We start from the raw sequence: 13,558 nt of genomic DNA, 5'->3' as shown, positions 1-13,558 counted from the left end.
GGGAGGGATCGATGCGCGCGACCGACTCGCTGTCCATCCGTGGGCTGGTCGGTCTCGCGAAGGCCGAAGCCAAGCGCTGGGGCTCTGATCACGCGACAGTGACGCACGCGGCATCCGCGTTCGCGCAGAACTGGACCGGCGAGTTCCGGGATGCCTTCGGCAGTGACGGCGAGGCGCTGCTTCACCGCCTTCTCGCTGCCGGCCAGACGATCGGCAATGAAGCCGAGGTGCGCAACATGATCACGGCATCGCCGGATGCCGCGGCCCTGGCAATGCGGTTGCAGGCGGCCCTGCGGGGAGACCTCGCGGTAGCCGACCTGTTGCCTGAGGAAAGCTCCCCGACCCGTCACCGCGCCGACGACACCGAGCAATCCGAGGCATCCGACGGGGAGGCGCCCCCGACGCGCACCGATCCGCTGGCGGGTCTTCTTCGAGGACGCGAAGCCCTGGATGTCGCCGCGTACCTCCTCAGCGACCAGCCACTGATCCCCGCTCTCGTGGGTCGACGCGGCTGCGGCAAGACCAGCCTTGCGGCAGAGATCGCGCGCCTTCTTCTCGACCTCGAGGATCCGCTGCCGACCCTCTTCTTCGATCCCGGTACGACAGTGGATGGTGAGCCGGCGATGCTGCTGCGCGATACGCTGTCGGCGCTGACCCGCCGAACGGTCGTCGTCGTCGAAGACGTCGACGAGCTCGCGCGCCTGGGAACGACGGAGCCCGACGTGTCGATCCTGCGTGAGATCTGGCAGTCAGAGCGCTTCCCGCTCGCTCGCCTGGTCATCACTGTGACCGCGCCGTACGAGAAGCGGATTGCGCAGTTCTACGGCGCGTTGTCGGATCGCCTGGTGATCGTGGAACTGCAGCCCTGGGACGAGAACGTCGTGCGGGGCTTGGTCGTGCCGGTGGCAACACATCTGGCCGAACAGTACGGCGTCGTCATTGATCATGCGGCAATCGAGGCTGCGCTTCAGCCCCCGACCGAAGCTGACACCTTCGACCACCCGGGGCTGGCCATCGCGCGTCTGGATGTCGCCTGCGCCCGGACGATGATCGCAGGCGGGAACACCGTGACCGTCGCCGACGTCATCCCGGGGTGAGCGAGCTCCACGCGCCGGATATTCACGCCCCGGGCTCTGCCACAGCGCGCGCCGGAGAGCTAACGTCGAAGGTGGAGGTCGGACGATGCTCAATACTCCTCGTTCTCAACGGCTCGACGCGCTTCGTGCCGAACTCATGGACCTCCGCTCTGCGGTCGAGGATGCCGAGCGAGCAGCATCCGTTCCCCTCTCTCGCGCACATCCCGTCCATGCTGCCGGCGCCGCCAATCTCATCCGCTATGTCGCCCTGCGTTCACGGGACCTACGGGACCTGCAAGATCGCCTGACCGCAGAGGGGCTCTCGTCGCTCGGGAGGATGGAAGCCGATGTTCTGCGCAACCTTGATGCGGTAGTGGGCACGATCGATGCTGCACTCGGGCACGTCGCGCCGGGCGATCACGACAACCCCGGACCGGATGCCGAGCCTCGTCCGCCCACTCCCCTGAGCGTGAACGCGGCAGCGCTGCTGGGCGGCACGGTCGACGACCGCGACACCCGGATCATGGTCACACTGCCGAGCGAAGCCGCGGACGACCCCGCCTTGGTCGCCCGATTCGCCCGAGCCGGCATGGATGTCGCCCGCATCAACTGCGCGCACGACGATTCTGCAGCGTGGGAGCGGATGGCCAGGCACACGCGGGCCGCGGGGACCGGCATCCGTATCGCCACCGACCTCGCCGGGCCGAAGCTGCGCACCGGTTCCCTCGAGCCGGGGCCACGCGTCGTCAAGGTGTCTCCCGCGCGCGACGCTCTGGGACGCGTGATCGAGCCGGCGTCGGTCTGGCTGGTCGCCCCGAGCGCTGACGGGTCGGCTCCACCCCCTGGGGAGATTCCCGTCACGGATGCCGCGTGGCTTGCTCGCCTTCGGATCGACGACACCGTCGAATTCACCGACACCCGCGGGCGCTCGCGGTACATGACCGTCGTCGCGGTGCGCGATGGCGGGGCGCGGATCGAGGGCGACCGCACCGCGTATATCGGAACCGGGACAGTGCTGGATGTCGATGGTCGCGAGACCCGGGTCGGCGCGGTGCCCTCGGTCGACCAGGCGCTGCGGGTCCATCGGGGCGACATCGTCGAACTGCGTCCGGATGCGGAACCGGGATTCACGCACGAGGGACGACACCACGTCGGCTGTACCGTGCCCGAAGCGCTCGACGTGATCCGCGTCGGCGACCGGGTGCTCTTCGATGACGGCAAGATCGAGGGCTTCGTGCGCGCCGTGGCGGTCAATAACGGCCGGCGCGTCGCGGAGGTCGAAGTCACCCTGGCCTCGCCGCGGGGAACGAAACTGCGTGCCGAGAAGGGCATCAACCTTCCGGACACCGACCTCCCCATCTCGGCGCTCACCGACGAGGATCTGCGAGCTCTCGATGACGTCGTCGGATTCACCGACATCGTGCAGCTCTCGTTCGCGCGCTCCCCCGGCGACGTTGCACGCCTATTCGACGAGCTCGACTCGCGGGGTGCCGGGCACCTGGGCGTCGTTGTGAAAATCGAGACGGTGCGCGCCTTCCGGGCGCTGCCCGAAATCCTCCTTGAGCTCATGCAACGGCCACGGGTGGGCATCATGATCGCCCGCGGCGACCTGGGTGTGGAGGCCGGCTGGGAGCGGCTCGCGGAGGTGCAGGAAGAGATCCTCTGGCTGTGCGAGGCGGCGCACGTTCCGGTGATCTGGGCGACGCAGGTGCTCGACTCCCTCGCCGGTAACGGGGTGCCTACCCGCGCGGAGGTGACGGATGCCGCGGCCGGCGAACGCGCTGAGTGCGTCATGCTCAACAAGGGGCCGCACATCGAGGAGGCCATCGAAGCGCTCGATGACATTCTGCGGCGGATGCACGGGCACCTCGAGAAGAAGCGCCCGCTGCTGCGGCGGCTGCGCGCCTGGTCCCACGAAGGCTGAATCTGCCTGCCGCTCGTCCTCAGCCCTGGCCGGGTCGCAGTGCGCCACACTGTGTGCATGGATGCTGCGCCGACCGCGTTCGTCGCGACTGTTGTCGCCGACACCGCGACCACCAAGCTCGACGCCCTGACGATCATCGCGAACGCTGCCGAGGGCGTGATCTCGGATGCGGGCACCCCTCGCGCCGCCGTTGCACTGCCCTCCGGCGCTCGAGCGCTGATCGAGATCCCGAAGTTCGGTGAGCCGCCACCCCTGACGATCGACGTGTTGTCGACCGACTCGGCCGACGCGGCGCGTTCCGAGGCCGAATCTCTGCGCGAGGTCATCGCCGCGGTCACCGGCTGGGAGGTTCGGGTACTTCCTGACCGGCTGCGCCACTGATCGTCACAGACAGTCATACAGCGCACCTCGGGCTGGGTGAGACCTAGCGTGGTGCTGTCCCACCCACCCGAGGAGTGTCATGTCAGTTCTGTCCGAGGTGCTCGAGGCCAACGAGTCCTACGCAACCGCATTCGACAAGGGCGATCTCGCCCTGCCGCCCGCGCGCGGGTTCGCCATCCTCACCTGCATGGACGCCCGGCTGGACCCCGCCAAGTACGCCGGGCTCAGCGAAGGCGATGCCCACGTCATCCGTAACGCCGGCGGACGCGCGTCCGACGACGCCATCCGGTCCCTCGTGATCTCGTACAAGCTGCTGGGCACGAAGGAGTGGTTCGTCATCCACCACACCGACTGCGGCATGGAGGGCGGATTCAACCGGTCGTCGCAACACCTCGATCGTGGAGGTGTTCAGCAGTGGCGACGAAGTACTGGTCTGCGAAGACGAGCGAGGTTCCGGAAGGGGCTCGACGCCAGTGGCGTGCGGACAGGGCGTTGCGGCCGCCGATGCGCTCGCCTGGGCGGCCGGAGCCCTCGCGGGCGGTTCAGCGGCAGTTCTGGCGTCTGATCGCGACGGGCATCAACTCGGCCGAGGCGGCACTGAAGGTGGGCGTGTCTGTGCCTGTCGGGAGCCGTTGGTTTCGTCACGCTGGCGGCATGCCACCGATCTCCCTGACCGAACCCTCCGGCCGTTACCTGTCCTTCGAGGAGCGCGAGGAGATCGCGCTGCTACGCGCCAAGCAGGTCGGGGTGCGTGAGATCGCGCGCAGGATCGGCCGCGACCCCGGGACGATCTCGCGCGAGTTGCGCCGCAACGCCGCCACCCGCGGCGGGAAGCCGGAGTATCGGGCGTTGGTGGCGCAGTGGAAGGCGCAGCAGGCGGCGAAGCGTCCGAAGGCGGCGAGGCTCGCGAGCAACGACAGGTTGCGTGAGTACGTCCAGGAGCGCCTTGCCGGCAACGTCCGCCGGCCGGACGGCAGCATCGTCGTCGGGCCGGAGCCGCCGGCATGGAAGGGGCTGAACAAGCCGCATCGGCAGGACCGACGATGGGTGACCGCGTGGAGTCCGGAGCAGATCTCGCAGCGGCTGAAGGTCGACTTCCCGGATGATGAGTCCATGCGCATCAGCCACGAGGCGATCTACCAGTCGCTGTTCATCCAGGGTCGTGGTGCGCTCAAACGCGAGCTCGTCACCTGCCTGCGAACCGGCCGTGCGCTCCGCCGGCCGCGGGCTCGAGCGCAGAACCGCCCGCAGGGGCATGTCACTGCGGATGTCGTTTTCTCCGAGCGCCCTGCGGAGGCTGCGGACCGCGCCGTCCCCGGGCATTGGGAAGGTGATCTGATCATCGGCACGGGCAGGTCCGCGATCGGCACGATCGTCGAACGCAAGAGCCGTTCCACCCTGCTGGTCCACCTGCCGCGGCTGGAAGGCTACGGCGAGACGCCGCCGGTGAAGAACGGCCCGGCGCTGGGCGGCTACGGCGCCGTTGCGATGAACGCCGCGCTGATCGCGTCGATGACGAAGCTTCCCGAGCAGCTCCGCAAGACGCTCACCTGGGATCGCGGCAAGGAGCTCTCCGTGCATGCTCAGTTCACGATTGAGACGGGCACGAAGGTGTTCTTCGCGGATCCTCACTCGCCGTGGCAGCGGCCGACGAACGAGAACACCAACGGGCTGCTGCGTCAGTACTTCCCGAAGGGCACGGACCTCTCACGGTGGTCCGCCGAAGACCTCGAAGCCGTTGCCCTCGCGCTCAACAACAGGCCCCGCAAGAGCCTCGACTGGCGCACTCCCGCCGAGGTATTCGAGGAGCAGCTACGCTCACTCCAACAACCTGGTGTTGCATCGACCGGTTGAACCCAGGGAGTTCTTCACCGACGAGGTCATCCGCGGACTGCTCGCGAACTCCCTCGAGACCGCCGAGCTGCGCGCCGAAGGCTTCGTGGACGTCGGCACCGGCCCCGGCTCCGCCGAGGCCGCATACCTCGACTGGCTCACGATCAGCGACCAGGCCCAGGCCGTCGTCGACGATGTGGCCCGGATCAAGGCCCACCCGCTCGTCCCGGCGCGCATCCCGGTCTACGGCTATGTCTACGACGTCCGCACCGGTCGCCTCATCGAGGTGCCGGCAGCGACCACAGCGGGCGCAGCGTCCTGAGGACAACCGGATCGGCCGGTCTTGGCATCCGTTACAGGATGCCGGAGCCGGCCGTTTCCGCGTCCAGGTACCACCAGCGGCCGGCAGCGAGGCGGAACCGGCTGCGCTCGTGCTGCTCCCCCGCCTCGGCGCCGTGCCGCCAGCGCGCCCGGAACTCGACGACGCCGGTGGTCCCGGCACCGACCGCGGGGGCGTCCAGGATGCGCAGTCCGACCCAGCGCACGTCGGGGTCAATGTCGATCCGCTCGGGCCGCGTTCGGGGGTGCCACGTGTCGGCGAGGTAGCGAGCGTCGCCGAGCGCGAATGCGCTGTACCGCGAGCGCATCAGCCGTTCCGGGCTCGGCGCCGCCTCGCCCCGGTGCAGCGCTCCGCAGCACCTTCCGTAGACGTTGCCACTGCCGCAGAGACAGGGATCCTGGTCGGCCGGGCGACGGATGCCGGACTGTGCCGCGGATCCGAAACTCATGTGAGAAGTCTATGAACCGCGAGCGCGGCTCTCCCCAACTCCGGGCACGGCGACCAAGGTGTGGATAACAATCACCACGAGGATGCCGCGGGCTACCGTGGTCGACATGACCAGCCGCCGCCCGTTTCGAGCCACGTCGATCGTGATCGCCACGATGCTCGCGGTCGGCGCACTGGCCGGCTGCGGGCCGACAGATCCCACCCCGACCCCGACGCCGACCGGGTTCGCGTCCGAGGAGGAAGCCTTCGCTGCCGCCGAGGCCACCTATCGGGCGTACGTGGATGCCCTCAACCAGGTCGACCTCAGCGACCCCTCGACCTTCGAAGAGGTCTACCGCTGGACCACTGGCGACGCGAATGCCGGCGCCCGGCAACTTTTCTCTGAAATGAATGCCGAAGGATTGTCTGTCAGTGGTTCGTCAATAATTGAGCTTCTCTCCCCCGTCGACTTTGACGCCGGATCTAGCACAGTCGAACTCACGGTGTGCCTCGATGTGCGCGACGTCACTGTCACCGACGAGAGCGGGGCATCGATCGTAGATCCGGGTCGGACCGATGTTCAATCGCTCTCAGTTGCGGTTGCCCCGGCACCCACCGAAACTGGGTTCGCCGTTGCAGGGGTTCAAGGCCGCGAAGGTGAGCCGCTGTGCGAGTAGCCTCCGTCCTCGCCATCGGCGCCGGAATCGCGCTCGCGTGCGCATTAGTTTCGACGCCCGCGCACGCTCTTGATGGCGACCCCTGCAATGCAGCGGGATGGTTCGGCAACTGCACGGTCTCCAACGACGGAAGCCAGGTCGACGTCGGCGGCACCGCGAACCAGCCGGGCTCTGGCGGTGGATCCGGAAGCGGCGGCACAGGTGGCTCCCAGGGCAGTGGCGGCTCCGGCGGCAACGGCTCCGGAACGGGCGCCGGGGGTAACGCCCCCTCCGCAGAGGAGTGCCCCATCGTGGGATGCCGAGGCAACTACACAGTGGTCACGTATCCGGACGTGACGATCGACGATCTCGCGAGTTTCGTTCCGGCGCGTCCGAGCCTCGGTGGCGAGCCCGCCGGTTTCGGGGTCGTCGGAACGCCCACGAACATCGTGGCCGGAGCATCCACGCACACCCTCACCGGCCCGCTGCTCGGGTGGGACGTGACAGTCAGGTTCCGACCGGCCGGTTACGTCTTCGACTACGGCGACGGATCGGGCGCGCGGACAACGACCGGCGGTGCCACCTGGGCGTCGCTCGGACTCTCCCAGTTCAGTCCGACGTCAACGAGCCACGTCTATCGCGAGCGCGGGACGTACACCGTGTCCCTCACGCTGCAGTACTCGGCTGACGTCGACTTCGGGAGCGGCTGGCGCCCGGTCCCCGGCTACGTCAATGCCCCGGCTCCGCCCTACACCCTCGAGGTTCTCGAGGTCCGGACGGCCCTGGTCGACCGCACCTGCGCCGAGAACCCCACCGGCCCCGGCTGCTGAGCCCTCCGTCGGCCGCTCGCATCGTCGGCGGCGCATGCCAGGATGGGCGCGTGGCAGAACGATTGATGTTGCTCGACTCCGCGTCGCTGTACTTCCGCGCGTTCTATGGCGTTCCCGACACGGTGAAGGCACCCAACGGGATGCCGGTCAATGCGGTTCGCGGGTTCCTCGACATGATCGCGAAACTCGTCACCACCTACGAGCCGACGCATCTCGTGGCCTGCTGGGACGACGACTGGCGTCCGCAATGGCGGGTCGACCTCATCCCGTCCTACAAAACCCACCGGGTCGTCGAGGTCGTCGAGGGCGCCCCGGATGTCGAGGAGGTCCCGGATCCCCTCGAGGTGCAGGTGCCGCTCATCCGCAAGGCACTGTCCGCCCTCGGGATCACGATCATCGGCGCTGCCGAGCACGAGGCCGATGACGTCATCGGCACCCTCGCCACCACGGCGACGATGCCCGTCGATATCGTCACGGGTGACCGCGACCTCTTCCAGCTCGTCGACGACGAGCGCAGCATCCGTGTCATCTACACCGCCCGCGGCATGAGCAACCTCGAACTGGTCACCGACCGCACCGTCGTGACGAAGTACGGAGTGCTGCCCAGCCAATACGCCGACTTCGCGACGCTTCGCGGCGACAGCTCCGACGGGCTGCCGGGTGTAGCCGGCATCGGCGAGAAGACGGCCGCTACGCTCCTCGCTGCGCACGGCGACCTTGCCGGCATCATCGGCGCCGCCGAGCGCGGCGAGGGAATGTCGGCCGGCGTTCGCGCCAAGATCACCGCGGGGCTCGACTACCTCGAGGTCGCGCCCACGGTCGTCGAAGTCGTCCGCGATCTCGATCTTCCCCAGCCTGACACGCAGTTGCGGCCGCTCGACGACGATCAGCGTGCAGCGGCGGTGACCCTCGCCGAAACCTGGGCGCTCGGCACTTCGGTCTCGCGGGTCATCGAGGTGCTCGCCACGACACGATGACGGCCGCCACCAGCAGCACACAGTAGGCGAGCACGACGACGAGGGATGCCAGCAGCACGGCATCCCACCCGCCGGTCACCTCGTGCAGGGCCCCCATCGCCGGTGCAGCCAGCGCCGCGGCCGCATAGCCCCCGCCCTGCACCAGTGCAGACATCCCGGCAGCCTCGGCGTCCGAACGAGCGATCGCGACAATCGTGCTGAAGATCACCACGAAGCCGCCAGCGTGTCCGATGGCCCCGAAACTCAGCCAAACCGCGGCCCACTCGGGCGCGATGATCATGCCCAGCGTCAGCAAGATCCACGACGTGCCAATCGCGATCGCCGGAACGATCCGCGGTGTGAACCGCGCCAACAGCGGAACCACGAAGGCTCCCACCACGGCCACCCCGTGGAAGAACGCCGTCAAGCCTCCCGCTGCTGCTGCGCTGACACCGAGATCGTCCGCAATAAGTGTCGGCAGCCAGGTCGCGAACCCGTAATAGACGGCAGCCTGCCCGGCAAAGGCCAGCAGCAGCATCCACGGAATCGGGTTCCGGAACATCGAAACACCCTGCGTCGCCCCTCTCCCGAGCGGCACCGGTACCGGGCCGGTCAGCGTGTCGGCCTCACGGTCGGCCACGGATGCCACGGCGGGACGCTGTGCGCCCGAGAACCGCTCGCCCCAGAGCTCCCCGCGCGCGGCAGCGCGCCGCAGGTGCAAGCCCCACAGCAGCATCCCCGCGATCGTAATCACCGACCACGCGACCAACGCGAGGTTCCATCCGATCACGGAGGCAATCGGCACCGTCAACAGTGACGTCAGCAGCGATCCCGCGTTGAGCATGGCGACGTAAGCAGCTGTGACCAGGGCTACCCGCTCGGGCACGACATCACGGCGGATGATGACGGGGATGACCACATTTCCGACCGTGATGGACGCGCCGATCACGATCATTCCGGCGAGCATCCATCCGAAGCCCGGAACGGCACGCAGGAAGGTGCCGAGCAGCACCCCCGTGAGGGTGATCATGAGCGCGAGCTCCGCCCCGGCGCGACGGATGACGAGAGCTGCCACCGGGGTCAGCAGCGCGAACATCAGCACAGGCGCGGTCGTGAGCAATCCGGCCGTTGCCGCACCGATGCCGAGATCGCTTTCGATCTGCCGCAGCACAGGTGTCGGTGAGACGATGGGTCCGCGAAGACTCAGCGCGGCGACGAGGATGCCGGCGATGACGAGCCCGGCGGCTCCTCCGGCGGCACCGGGAGCGATGCGTCGGTCAGAAGCCACCCGTCGAGTCTAGGGTCGCGTTATCGGCTTCCCGCGTCACGCACGTTGCATCATTCATACCCCTAGGGGTATCCTTGAACATAGACCGTCACAGACCCCGGAAGGACATCTCCCATGTGCTCTCAGATTCGTTGCTCCTCGTGCGGCAAGATCACCTGGACCGGCTGCGGCATGCACGTCGAGCAGGCCCTCGCCGGTGTTCCCAAAGATCAGCTCTGCACCTGCAACTGACGTCGCGCCCGCTCACCTCCGCGTGGCGGTCCACTCCTGCAGGCGCGCCAGTGGCCACGTCGTGACGATCCGGTCAGCCGGAACCCCGACGCGCTCCGCCCGCTCGGCGCCGTAATCCAGCAGCGACAGATGACCCGGCGCATGCGCGTCGGAGTCGATCGAGAACAGGCATCCCTTCGCCAGGGCGAGCGCGATCAGCTCATCCGGCGGATCCTCGCGTTCGGGACGCGAATTGATCTCGACAGCGACACCGTGTTCCGCGCACGCATCGAAGACGCGATCCGCATCGAACTCCGACGGCGGCCTCGTCCCCCGCTGGCCGCTGACCAGCCTGCCGGTCACATGCCCCAGAACATCGATCCTGCCGCTTCGCACTGCGCGCAGCATCCGTGTCGTCATAGGGCCGCGCTCCATCCGCAGCTTCGAGTGCACTGATGCCACGACGATGTCCAGTGAGCGCAGCAGGTCATCCTGCTGATCGAGCCCGCCGTCTTCGAGGATGTCGACCTCGATGCCCGTGAGCAGGGTGAACCGATCGTCGCGGAAGCTCTCCACAATCGGGATCTGCTCCCGCAGTCGCTGCGCCGACAGGCCGTTTGCCACCCGAAGCCGGGGCGAATGGTCGGTGAGCGCGAGGTACTCCCGCCCGAGCTCACGGGCGGCCTTCACCATCGCCGCAATCGGCGTCGTGCCGTCCGACCAATCGGAGTGGCTGTGCAGGTCGCCGCGCAGCAGCGCGCTGAGCGCAGAGGGCCGGATGCCGGCCCGTTCCCGCAACTCGGCGAGATAGTCCGGCACGCGCCCCTCCCGGGCCTGGACGATCACCGCGAGGGTCGAATCGCCGATCCCCTTCCGGCGCCGCAGCCCCGCGGTGTCGGCCAGCTGCGCGGCATCCAGCCCCTCGATCGCTGCGGCGGCAGCACGAAACGCTTTCGCCTTGTAGCGGATCGCCCGCTCGCGCTCCAGAAGCAGGGCGATCTCGATCAGCGCGTCGTACGGCTGCAGCTCCGGCTCGCTCATGCCGCCCAGCCTGACACGCCCCACCGACCGCGCGCATCGCCTTCTGCAGGTAGGCAAAATCCCGGGCGTAGGTCGATTGCTGTCGCGATCGACCTACGCCCGGGAGAAGTCCTACCTCCGGTAGGCGAGGTTCAGAGCATCAGGGGGTGACGGCCGCGCGCTTGACGACGACCGGGGCGCTGGCGAGACGGTGCAGTGCCCAGCCGAACAGGATGGAGAGCACACCGATACCCATCGCGAACGCGGCGACACCGAAGCTCACGACTGACGTGAACAGGGATGCCCGCAGGAACGACGCGTTCATCATGGTCGCGCGCACCGGGTCTTCGCGGTCGAGCTCGGCGTAGGTGGCGCCCCCGGATGCCTCGAGAGCGTGATGCTGAATGATGTCGGCCTGCACATAAGCGGTGAAAGGGCCGGCAACGGTCTGCCCCTGGAACGCGATCGCGTCGTCGGGGATCGTGATGTTCTCGGCGCGCAGCTGGCTCGAGACGGTGGCCCACACGATGATGCCCACGATGATGAGCAGGGCGCCGCCGACGATGCCGAGGATCCCCACCACCTTCACGAGACCGAGGTTGCGGGCAGGCGCCTGAACGGTGTCAGTGGCGCTGGCTGTGTCGGTGGCGGACATGGCAGATTCTCCTTCAGGGACGTGCGTCGTCGGGGGGGGATTCGGCGGTGTATCTCACCGTCGACGTCCACGTTACGAAACCCGTTCCCGTACGGAAAGTGACGTAGGTCCTCCGGCAGGATATTCGGTGAATGACCCAGGTCAGGGGGCAAGCGCCACAGTCGCCTCAGCCCACGCCTGCAGCTTCGCTGCCGCTGCGCCCGAATCGACGGCCGCCGCAGCATCCTCGCGGGCGTCCCGCAGACGCTCGACGATCGGCAGCTGCGCCTGCGCGGCATCCTGCGAGAGGCGATACGCGACGATGCCGGCCGCGGCGTTCAGCAGCACGATATCGCGGACCGGCCCGGTCTCCCCCGCCAGCACGCGCCGAACGATCTCAGCGTTGTGGTCGGGCGCACCACCGCGCAGATCGTCGAGGGTCGCCGGGGGATGCCGAGGTCACGCGGGTCGAGATCGTGCTCGTGGATGTCGCCGCGCGACACCTCCCAGATGCGGCTGTGACCGGTGGTCGTGAGTTCGTCCAGCCCGTCGTCGCCGCGGAAGACGAGTGCCGTGGCGCCGCGGGTCCGGAACACGCCGGTGATGAGGGGCACGCGGTCCAGGTGCGCAACCCCCACCGCATTGGCCTCGGCGCGGGCGGGATTGCACAGCGGGCCGAGGAAATTGAAAACCGTGGGGACCCCGAGCTCGGCGCGCGTAGGCCCGGCGTGTCGGAAACCCGGGTGGAACGCGGCGGCGAACGCGAAGGTGATGCCCGCCCGGTCGAGGACCTCGGCCACGGCATCCGGACTCAGCCGCAGATCGACGCCGAGAGCCGACAGCACATCGGAAGACCCGGATGCCGAACTCGCCGCCTTGTTCCCGTGTTTGACGACGGGGATCCCCGTGGCCGCCGCGACGATCGAGGCCGTCGTGGAGACGTTCACGGTGCGGTGACGGTCACCACCGGTTCCGACGATGTCCAGAACGTGAGGATCCACCGGAAGCGGCAACGCGGCCTCCAGGATCGCGTCGCGGAAACCCACGATTTCGTCTACGGTCTCGCCCTTGGCGCGCAGGGCGATGAGGAATCCTGCCAACTGTGACGGCGTCGCCTCCCCCGCCATGATCTGACGCATCGCCCACGTCGACTCCGACACGCTGAGGTCCTCGCCCTCGAGGAGCGCACTGATGATCGAGGACCAGGACGGCTGCTGGGTCATGGCTCCGAGCGTAGCGGGGCGGGCAACTGAGGTGCGCCTAAGTCGCAAGCCACCTCACATCAGTGGTGGCTCATGCGAAACCCCAGGCAAATCTTCAGCCATAATGAAGAATGTGACCACCAGCTCAGCGACGTACTCCCAGGCCATGCGGTCGGTCAAGCGACCCGACCCGGTCGCAGTTGGAACCATCGTGTGGCTCGGCAGCGAAGTCATGTTCTTCGCCGGCCTTTTCGCGATCTATTTCACACTGCGAAGCACCTCCCCCGACCTGTGGGCCCAAGAGACCCAGCTGTTGAACGTCCCGTTCGCTGCGGTCAACACCACGATCCTGGTGCTCTCATCCGTCACCTGTCAGATGGGTGTGTTCGCCGCTGAGCGTTTCCAGCCGTACACGGTCAAGACCAACCGGTTCCGCGACCGCTGGGGCATGGTCGAGTGGTTCTGGCTGACCTTTGCCCTGGGCGCCATCTTCGTGTCGGGCCAGGTGTGGGAGTACGCCCAGCTCGTCGCCGAAGGGATGCCAATCCAGGCGAACGCGTACGCCTCGGCGTTCTACCTGACGACCGGCTTCCACGCCCTGCACGTGACCGGTGGCCTCATCGCCTTCCTCCTCGTGATCGGACGCGCCTTCGCGGTCAAGAACTTCGGCCGCAAGGAGATGACCTCGTCGATCGTCGTGTCGTACTACTGGCACTTCGTCGACGTGGTCTGGATCGCCCTGTTCTTCGTCATCTACTTCCTCAAGTAACCCGAGCGGAGCT

The 13,558-nt window shown here is 67.8% G+C and carries 14 protein-coding genes and 1 pseudogene; 10 read left to right on the top strand and 5 right to left on the bottom strand.

The window, feature by feature from the left end; all coding sequences use genetic code 11:
- Window positions 1-11: 11 nt before the first annotated feature.
- The 6 genes from MICSW_RS06545 to MICSW_RS06520 all read left to right on the top strand — a co-directional run bounded on the left by MICSW_RS06545 (window position 12) and on the right by MICSW_RS06520 (window position 5,536).
- Window positions 12-1,097 carry an AAA family ATPase gene (locus MICSW_RS06545; protein WP_464497891.1) on the top strand — a complete coding sequence of 362 codons (1,086 nt, stop codon included), beginning with the start codon at window positions 12-14 and terminating at the stop codon, window positions 1,095-1,097.
- 85 nt (window positions 1,098-1,182) lie between these two features.
- The gene (locus tag MICSW_RS06540) at window positions 1,183-3,000 is read left to right on the top strand and encodes a pyruvate kinase (protein WP_464497888.1); all 1,818 of its coding nucleotides are present in this window, start codon (window positions 1,183-1,185) and stop codon (window positions 2,998-3,000) included.
- 57 nt (window positions 3,001-3,057) lie between these two features.
- Window positions 3,058-3,381: a hypothetical protein gene (locus MICSW_RS06535; RefSeq protein WP_347425257.1), complete on the top strand. Its 324-nt coding sequence runs from the start codon at window positions 3,058-3,060 to the stop codon at window positions 3,379-3,381.
- A 79-nt stretch (window positions 3,382-3,460) separates the two neighbouring features.
- A complete protein-coding gene (locus MICSW_RS06530) occupies window positions 3,461-3,946 on the top strand; it encodes a beta-class carbonic anhydrase (protein WP_464497883.1) in 486 nt (161 codons plus the stop codon).
- Window positions 3,886-5,235, top strand: coding sequence for an IS30 family transposase (locus MICSW_RS06525; RefSeq protein ID WP_464496638.1), 1,350 nt, complete (start codon window positions 3,886-3,888; stop codon window positions 5,233-5,235). Before MICSW_RS06530 ends, MICSW_RS06525 begins: the two co-directional genes overlap by 61 nt.
- Window positions 5,219-5,536, top strand: a complete 318-nt coding sequence (locus MICSW_RS06520; protein WP_464497880.1) for a carbonic anhydrase — start codon at window positions 5,219-5,221, stop codon at window positions 5,534-5,536. Before MICSW_RS06525 ends, MICSW_RS06520 begins: the two co-directional genes overlap by 17 nt.
- A gap of 31 nt (window positions 5,537-5,567) precedes the next feature.
- Here the strand turns inward: MICSW_RS06520 and MICSW_RS06515 are convergent, their stop codons facing one another.
- Window positions 5,568-6,002, bottom strand: coding sequence for a YchJ family protein (locus tag MICSW_RS06515; RefSeq protein WP_464497877.1), 435 nt, complete (start codon window positions 6,000-6,002; stop codon window positions 5,568-5,570).
- 106 nt (window positions 6,003-6,108) lie between these two features.
- On the opposite strand from MICSW_RS06515, the gene MICSW_RS06510 reads away from it, so the two are divergent.
- Genes MICSW_RS06510 through MICSW_RS06500 form a run of 3 tightly spaced genes read left to right on the top strand, consistent with a single transcriptional unit; the run spans window position 6,109 to window position 8,443 of the window.
- Window positions 6,109-6,657 (top strand): hypothetical protein, encoded by a 549-nt coding sequence (locus tag MICSW_RS06510; protein WP_464497874.1) that lies wholly within the window; start codon window positions 6,109-6,111, stop codon window positions 6,655-6,657.
- Window positions 6,648-7,466: a hypothetical protein gene (locus tag MICSW_RS06505; protein WP_464497871.1), complete on the top strand. Its 819-nt coding sequence runs from the start codon at window positions 6,648-6,650 to the stop codon at window positions 7,464-7,466. Before MICSW_RS06510 ends, MICSW_RS06505 begins: the two co-directional genes overlap by 10 nt.
- Before the next feature lie 50 nt (window positions 7,467-7,516).
- Window positions 7,517-8,443 (top strand): 5'-3' exonuclease, encoded by a 927-nt coding sequence (locus MICSW_RS06500; RefSeq protein WP_464497867.1) that lies wholly within the window; start codon window positions 7,517-7,519, stop codon window positions 8,441-8,443.
- On the opposite strand, the gene MICSW_RS06495 is transcribed toward MICSW_RS06500, so the two are convergent.
- The 4 genes and pseudogenes from MICSW_RS06495 to trpD all read right to left on the bottom strand — a co-directional run bounded on the left by MICSW_RS06495 (window position 8,415) and on the right by trpD (window position 12,797).
- A complete protein-coding gene (locus MICSW_RS06495; protein WP_292734119.1) occupies window positions 8,415-9,710 on the bottom strand; it encodes an MFS transporter in 1,296 nt (431 codons plus the stop codon). The genes MICSW_RS06500 and MICSW_RS06495 overlap by 29 nt on opposite strands.
- A 243-nt stretch (window positions 9,711-9,953) precedes the next feature.
- Complete coding sequence (locus tag MICSW_RS06490) at window positions 9,954-10,946, bottom strand: PHP domain-containing protein (protein ID WP_228178680.1); 993 nt, start codon at window positions 10,944-10,946, stop codon at window positions 9,954-9,956.
- 154 nt (window positions 10,947-11,100) lie between these two features.
- On the bottom strand, window positions 11,101-11,595 hold the full coding sequence (locus MICSW_RS06485) for an aromatic ring-opening dioxygenase LigA (RefSeq protein ID WP_228178624.1): 495 nt from the start codon (window positions 11,593-11,595) through the stop codon (window positions 11,101-11,103).
- A 141-nt stretch (window positions 11,596-11,736) separates the two neighbouring features.
- Window positions 11,737-12,797 (bottom strand): annotated as a pseudogene (trpD, locus tag MICSW_RS06480) (anthranilate phosphoribosyltransferase).
- 103 nt (window positions 12,798-12,900) lie between these two features.
- Here trpD and ctaE point away from each other — a divergent pair.
- The gene (gene ctaE / locus MICSW_RS06475) at window positions 12,901-13,545 is read left to right on the top strand and encodes an aa3-type cytochrome oxidase subunit III (RefSeq protein WP_228178622.1); all 645 of its coding nucleotides are present in this window, start codon (window positions 12,901-12,903) and stop codon (window positions 13,543-13,545) included.
- Window positions 13,546-13,558 lie beyond the last annotated feature (13 nt).

This window comes from Microbacterium sp. SW12, from assembly GCF_055391095.1.
The sequence above is the reverse complement of the archived record's forward strand: the minus strand, read 5'-3'. Positions and strand labels throughout refer to the sequence as shown.

Coding starts and splice junctions, on each gene's coding strand:
- MICSW_RS06485 (WP_228178624.1), bottom strand. CDS start 11,595: ATGTCCGCCACCGACACAGCCAGCGCCACTGACACCGTTCAGGCGCCT.
- MICSW_RS06535 (WP_347425257.1), top strand. CDS start 3,058: ATGGATGCTGCGCCGACCGCGTTCGTCGCGACTGTTGTCGCCGACACC.
- MICSW_RS06515 (WP_464497877.1), bottom strand. CDS start 6,002: ATGAGTTTCGGATCCGCGGCACAGTCCGGCATCCGTCGCCCGGCCGAC.
- ctaE (WP_228178622.1), top strand. CDS start 12,901: ATGAAGAATGTGACCACCAGCTCAGCGACGTACTCCCAGGCCATGCGG.
- MICSW_RS06540 (WP_464497888.1), top strand. CDS start 1,183: ATGCTCAATACTCCTCGTTCTCAACGGCTCGACGCGCTTCGTGCCGAA.
- MICSW_RS06545 (WP_464497891.1), top strand. CDS start 12: ATGCGCGCGACCGACTCGCTGTCCATCCGTGGGCTGGTCGGTCTCGCG.
- MICSW_RS06530 (WP_464497883.1), top strand. CDS start 3,461: ATGTCAGTTCTGTCCGAGGTGCTCGAGGCCAACGAGTCCTACGCAACC.
- MICSW_RS06525 (WP_464496638.1), top strand. CDS start 3,886: ATGCGCTCGCCTGGGCGGCCGGAGCCCTCGCGGGCGGTTCAGCGGCAG.
- MICSW_RS06510 (WP_464497874.1), top strand. CDS start 6,109: ATGACCAGCCGCCGCCCGTTTCGAGCCACGTCGATCGTGATCGCCACG.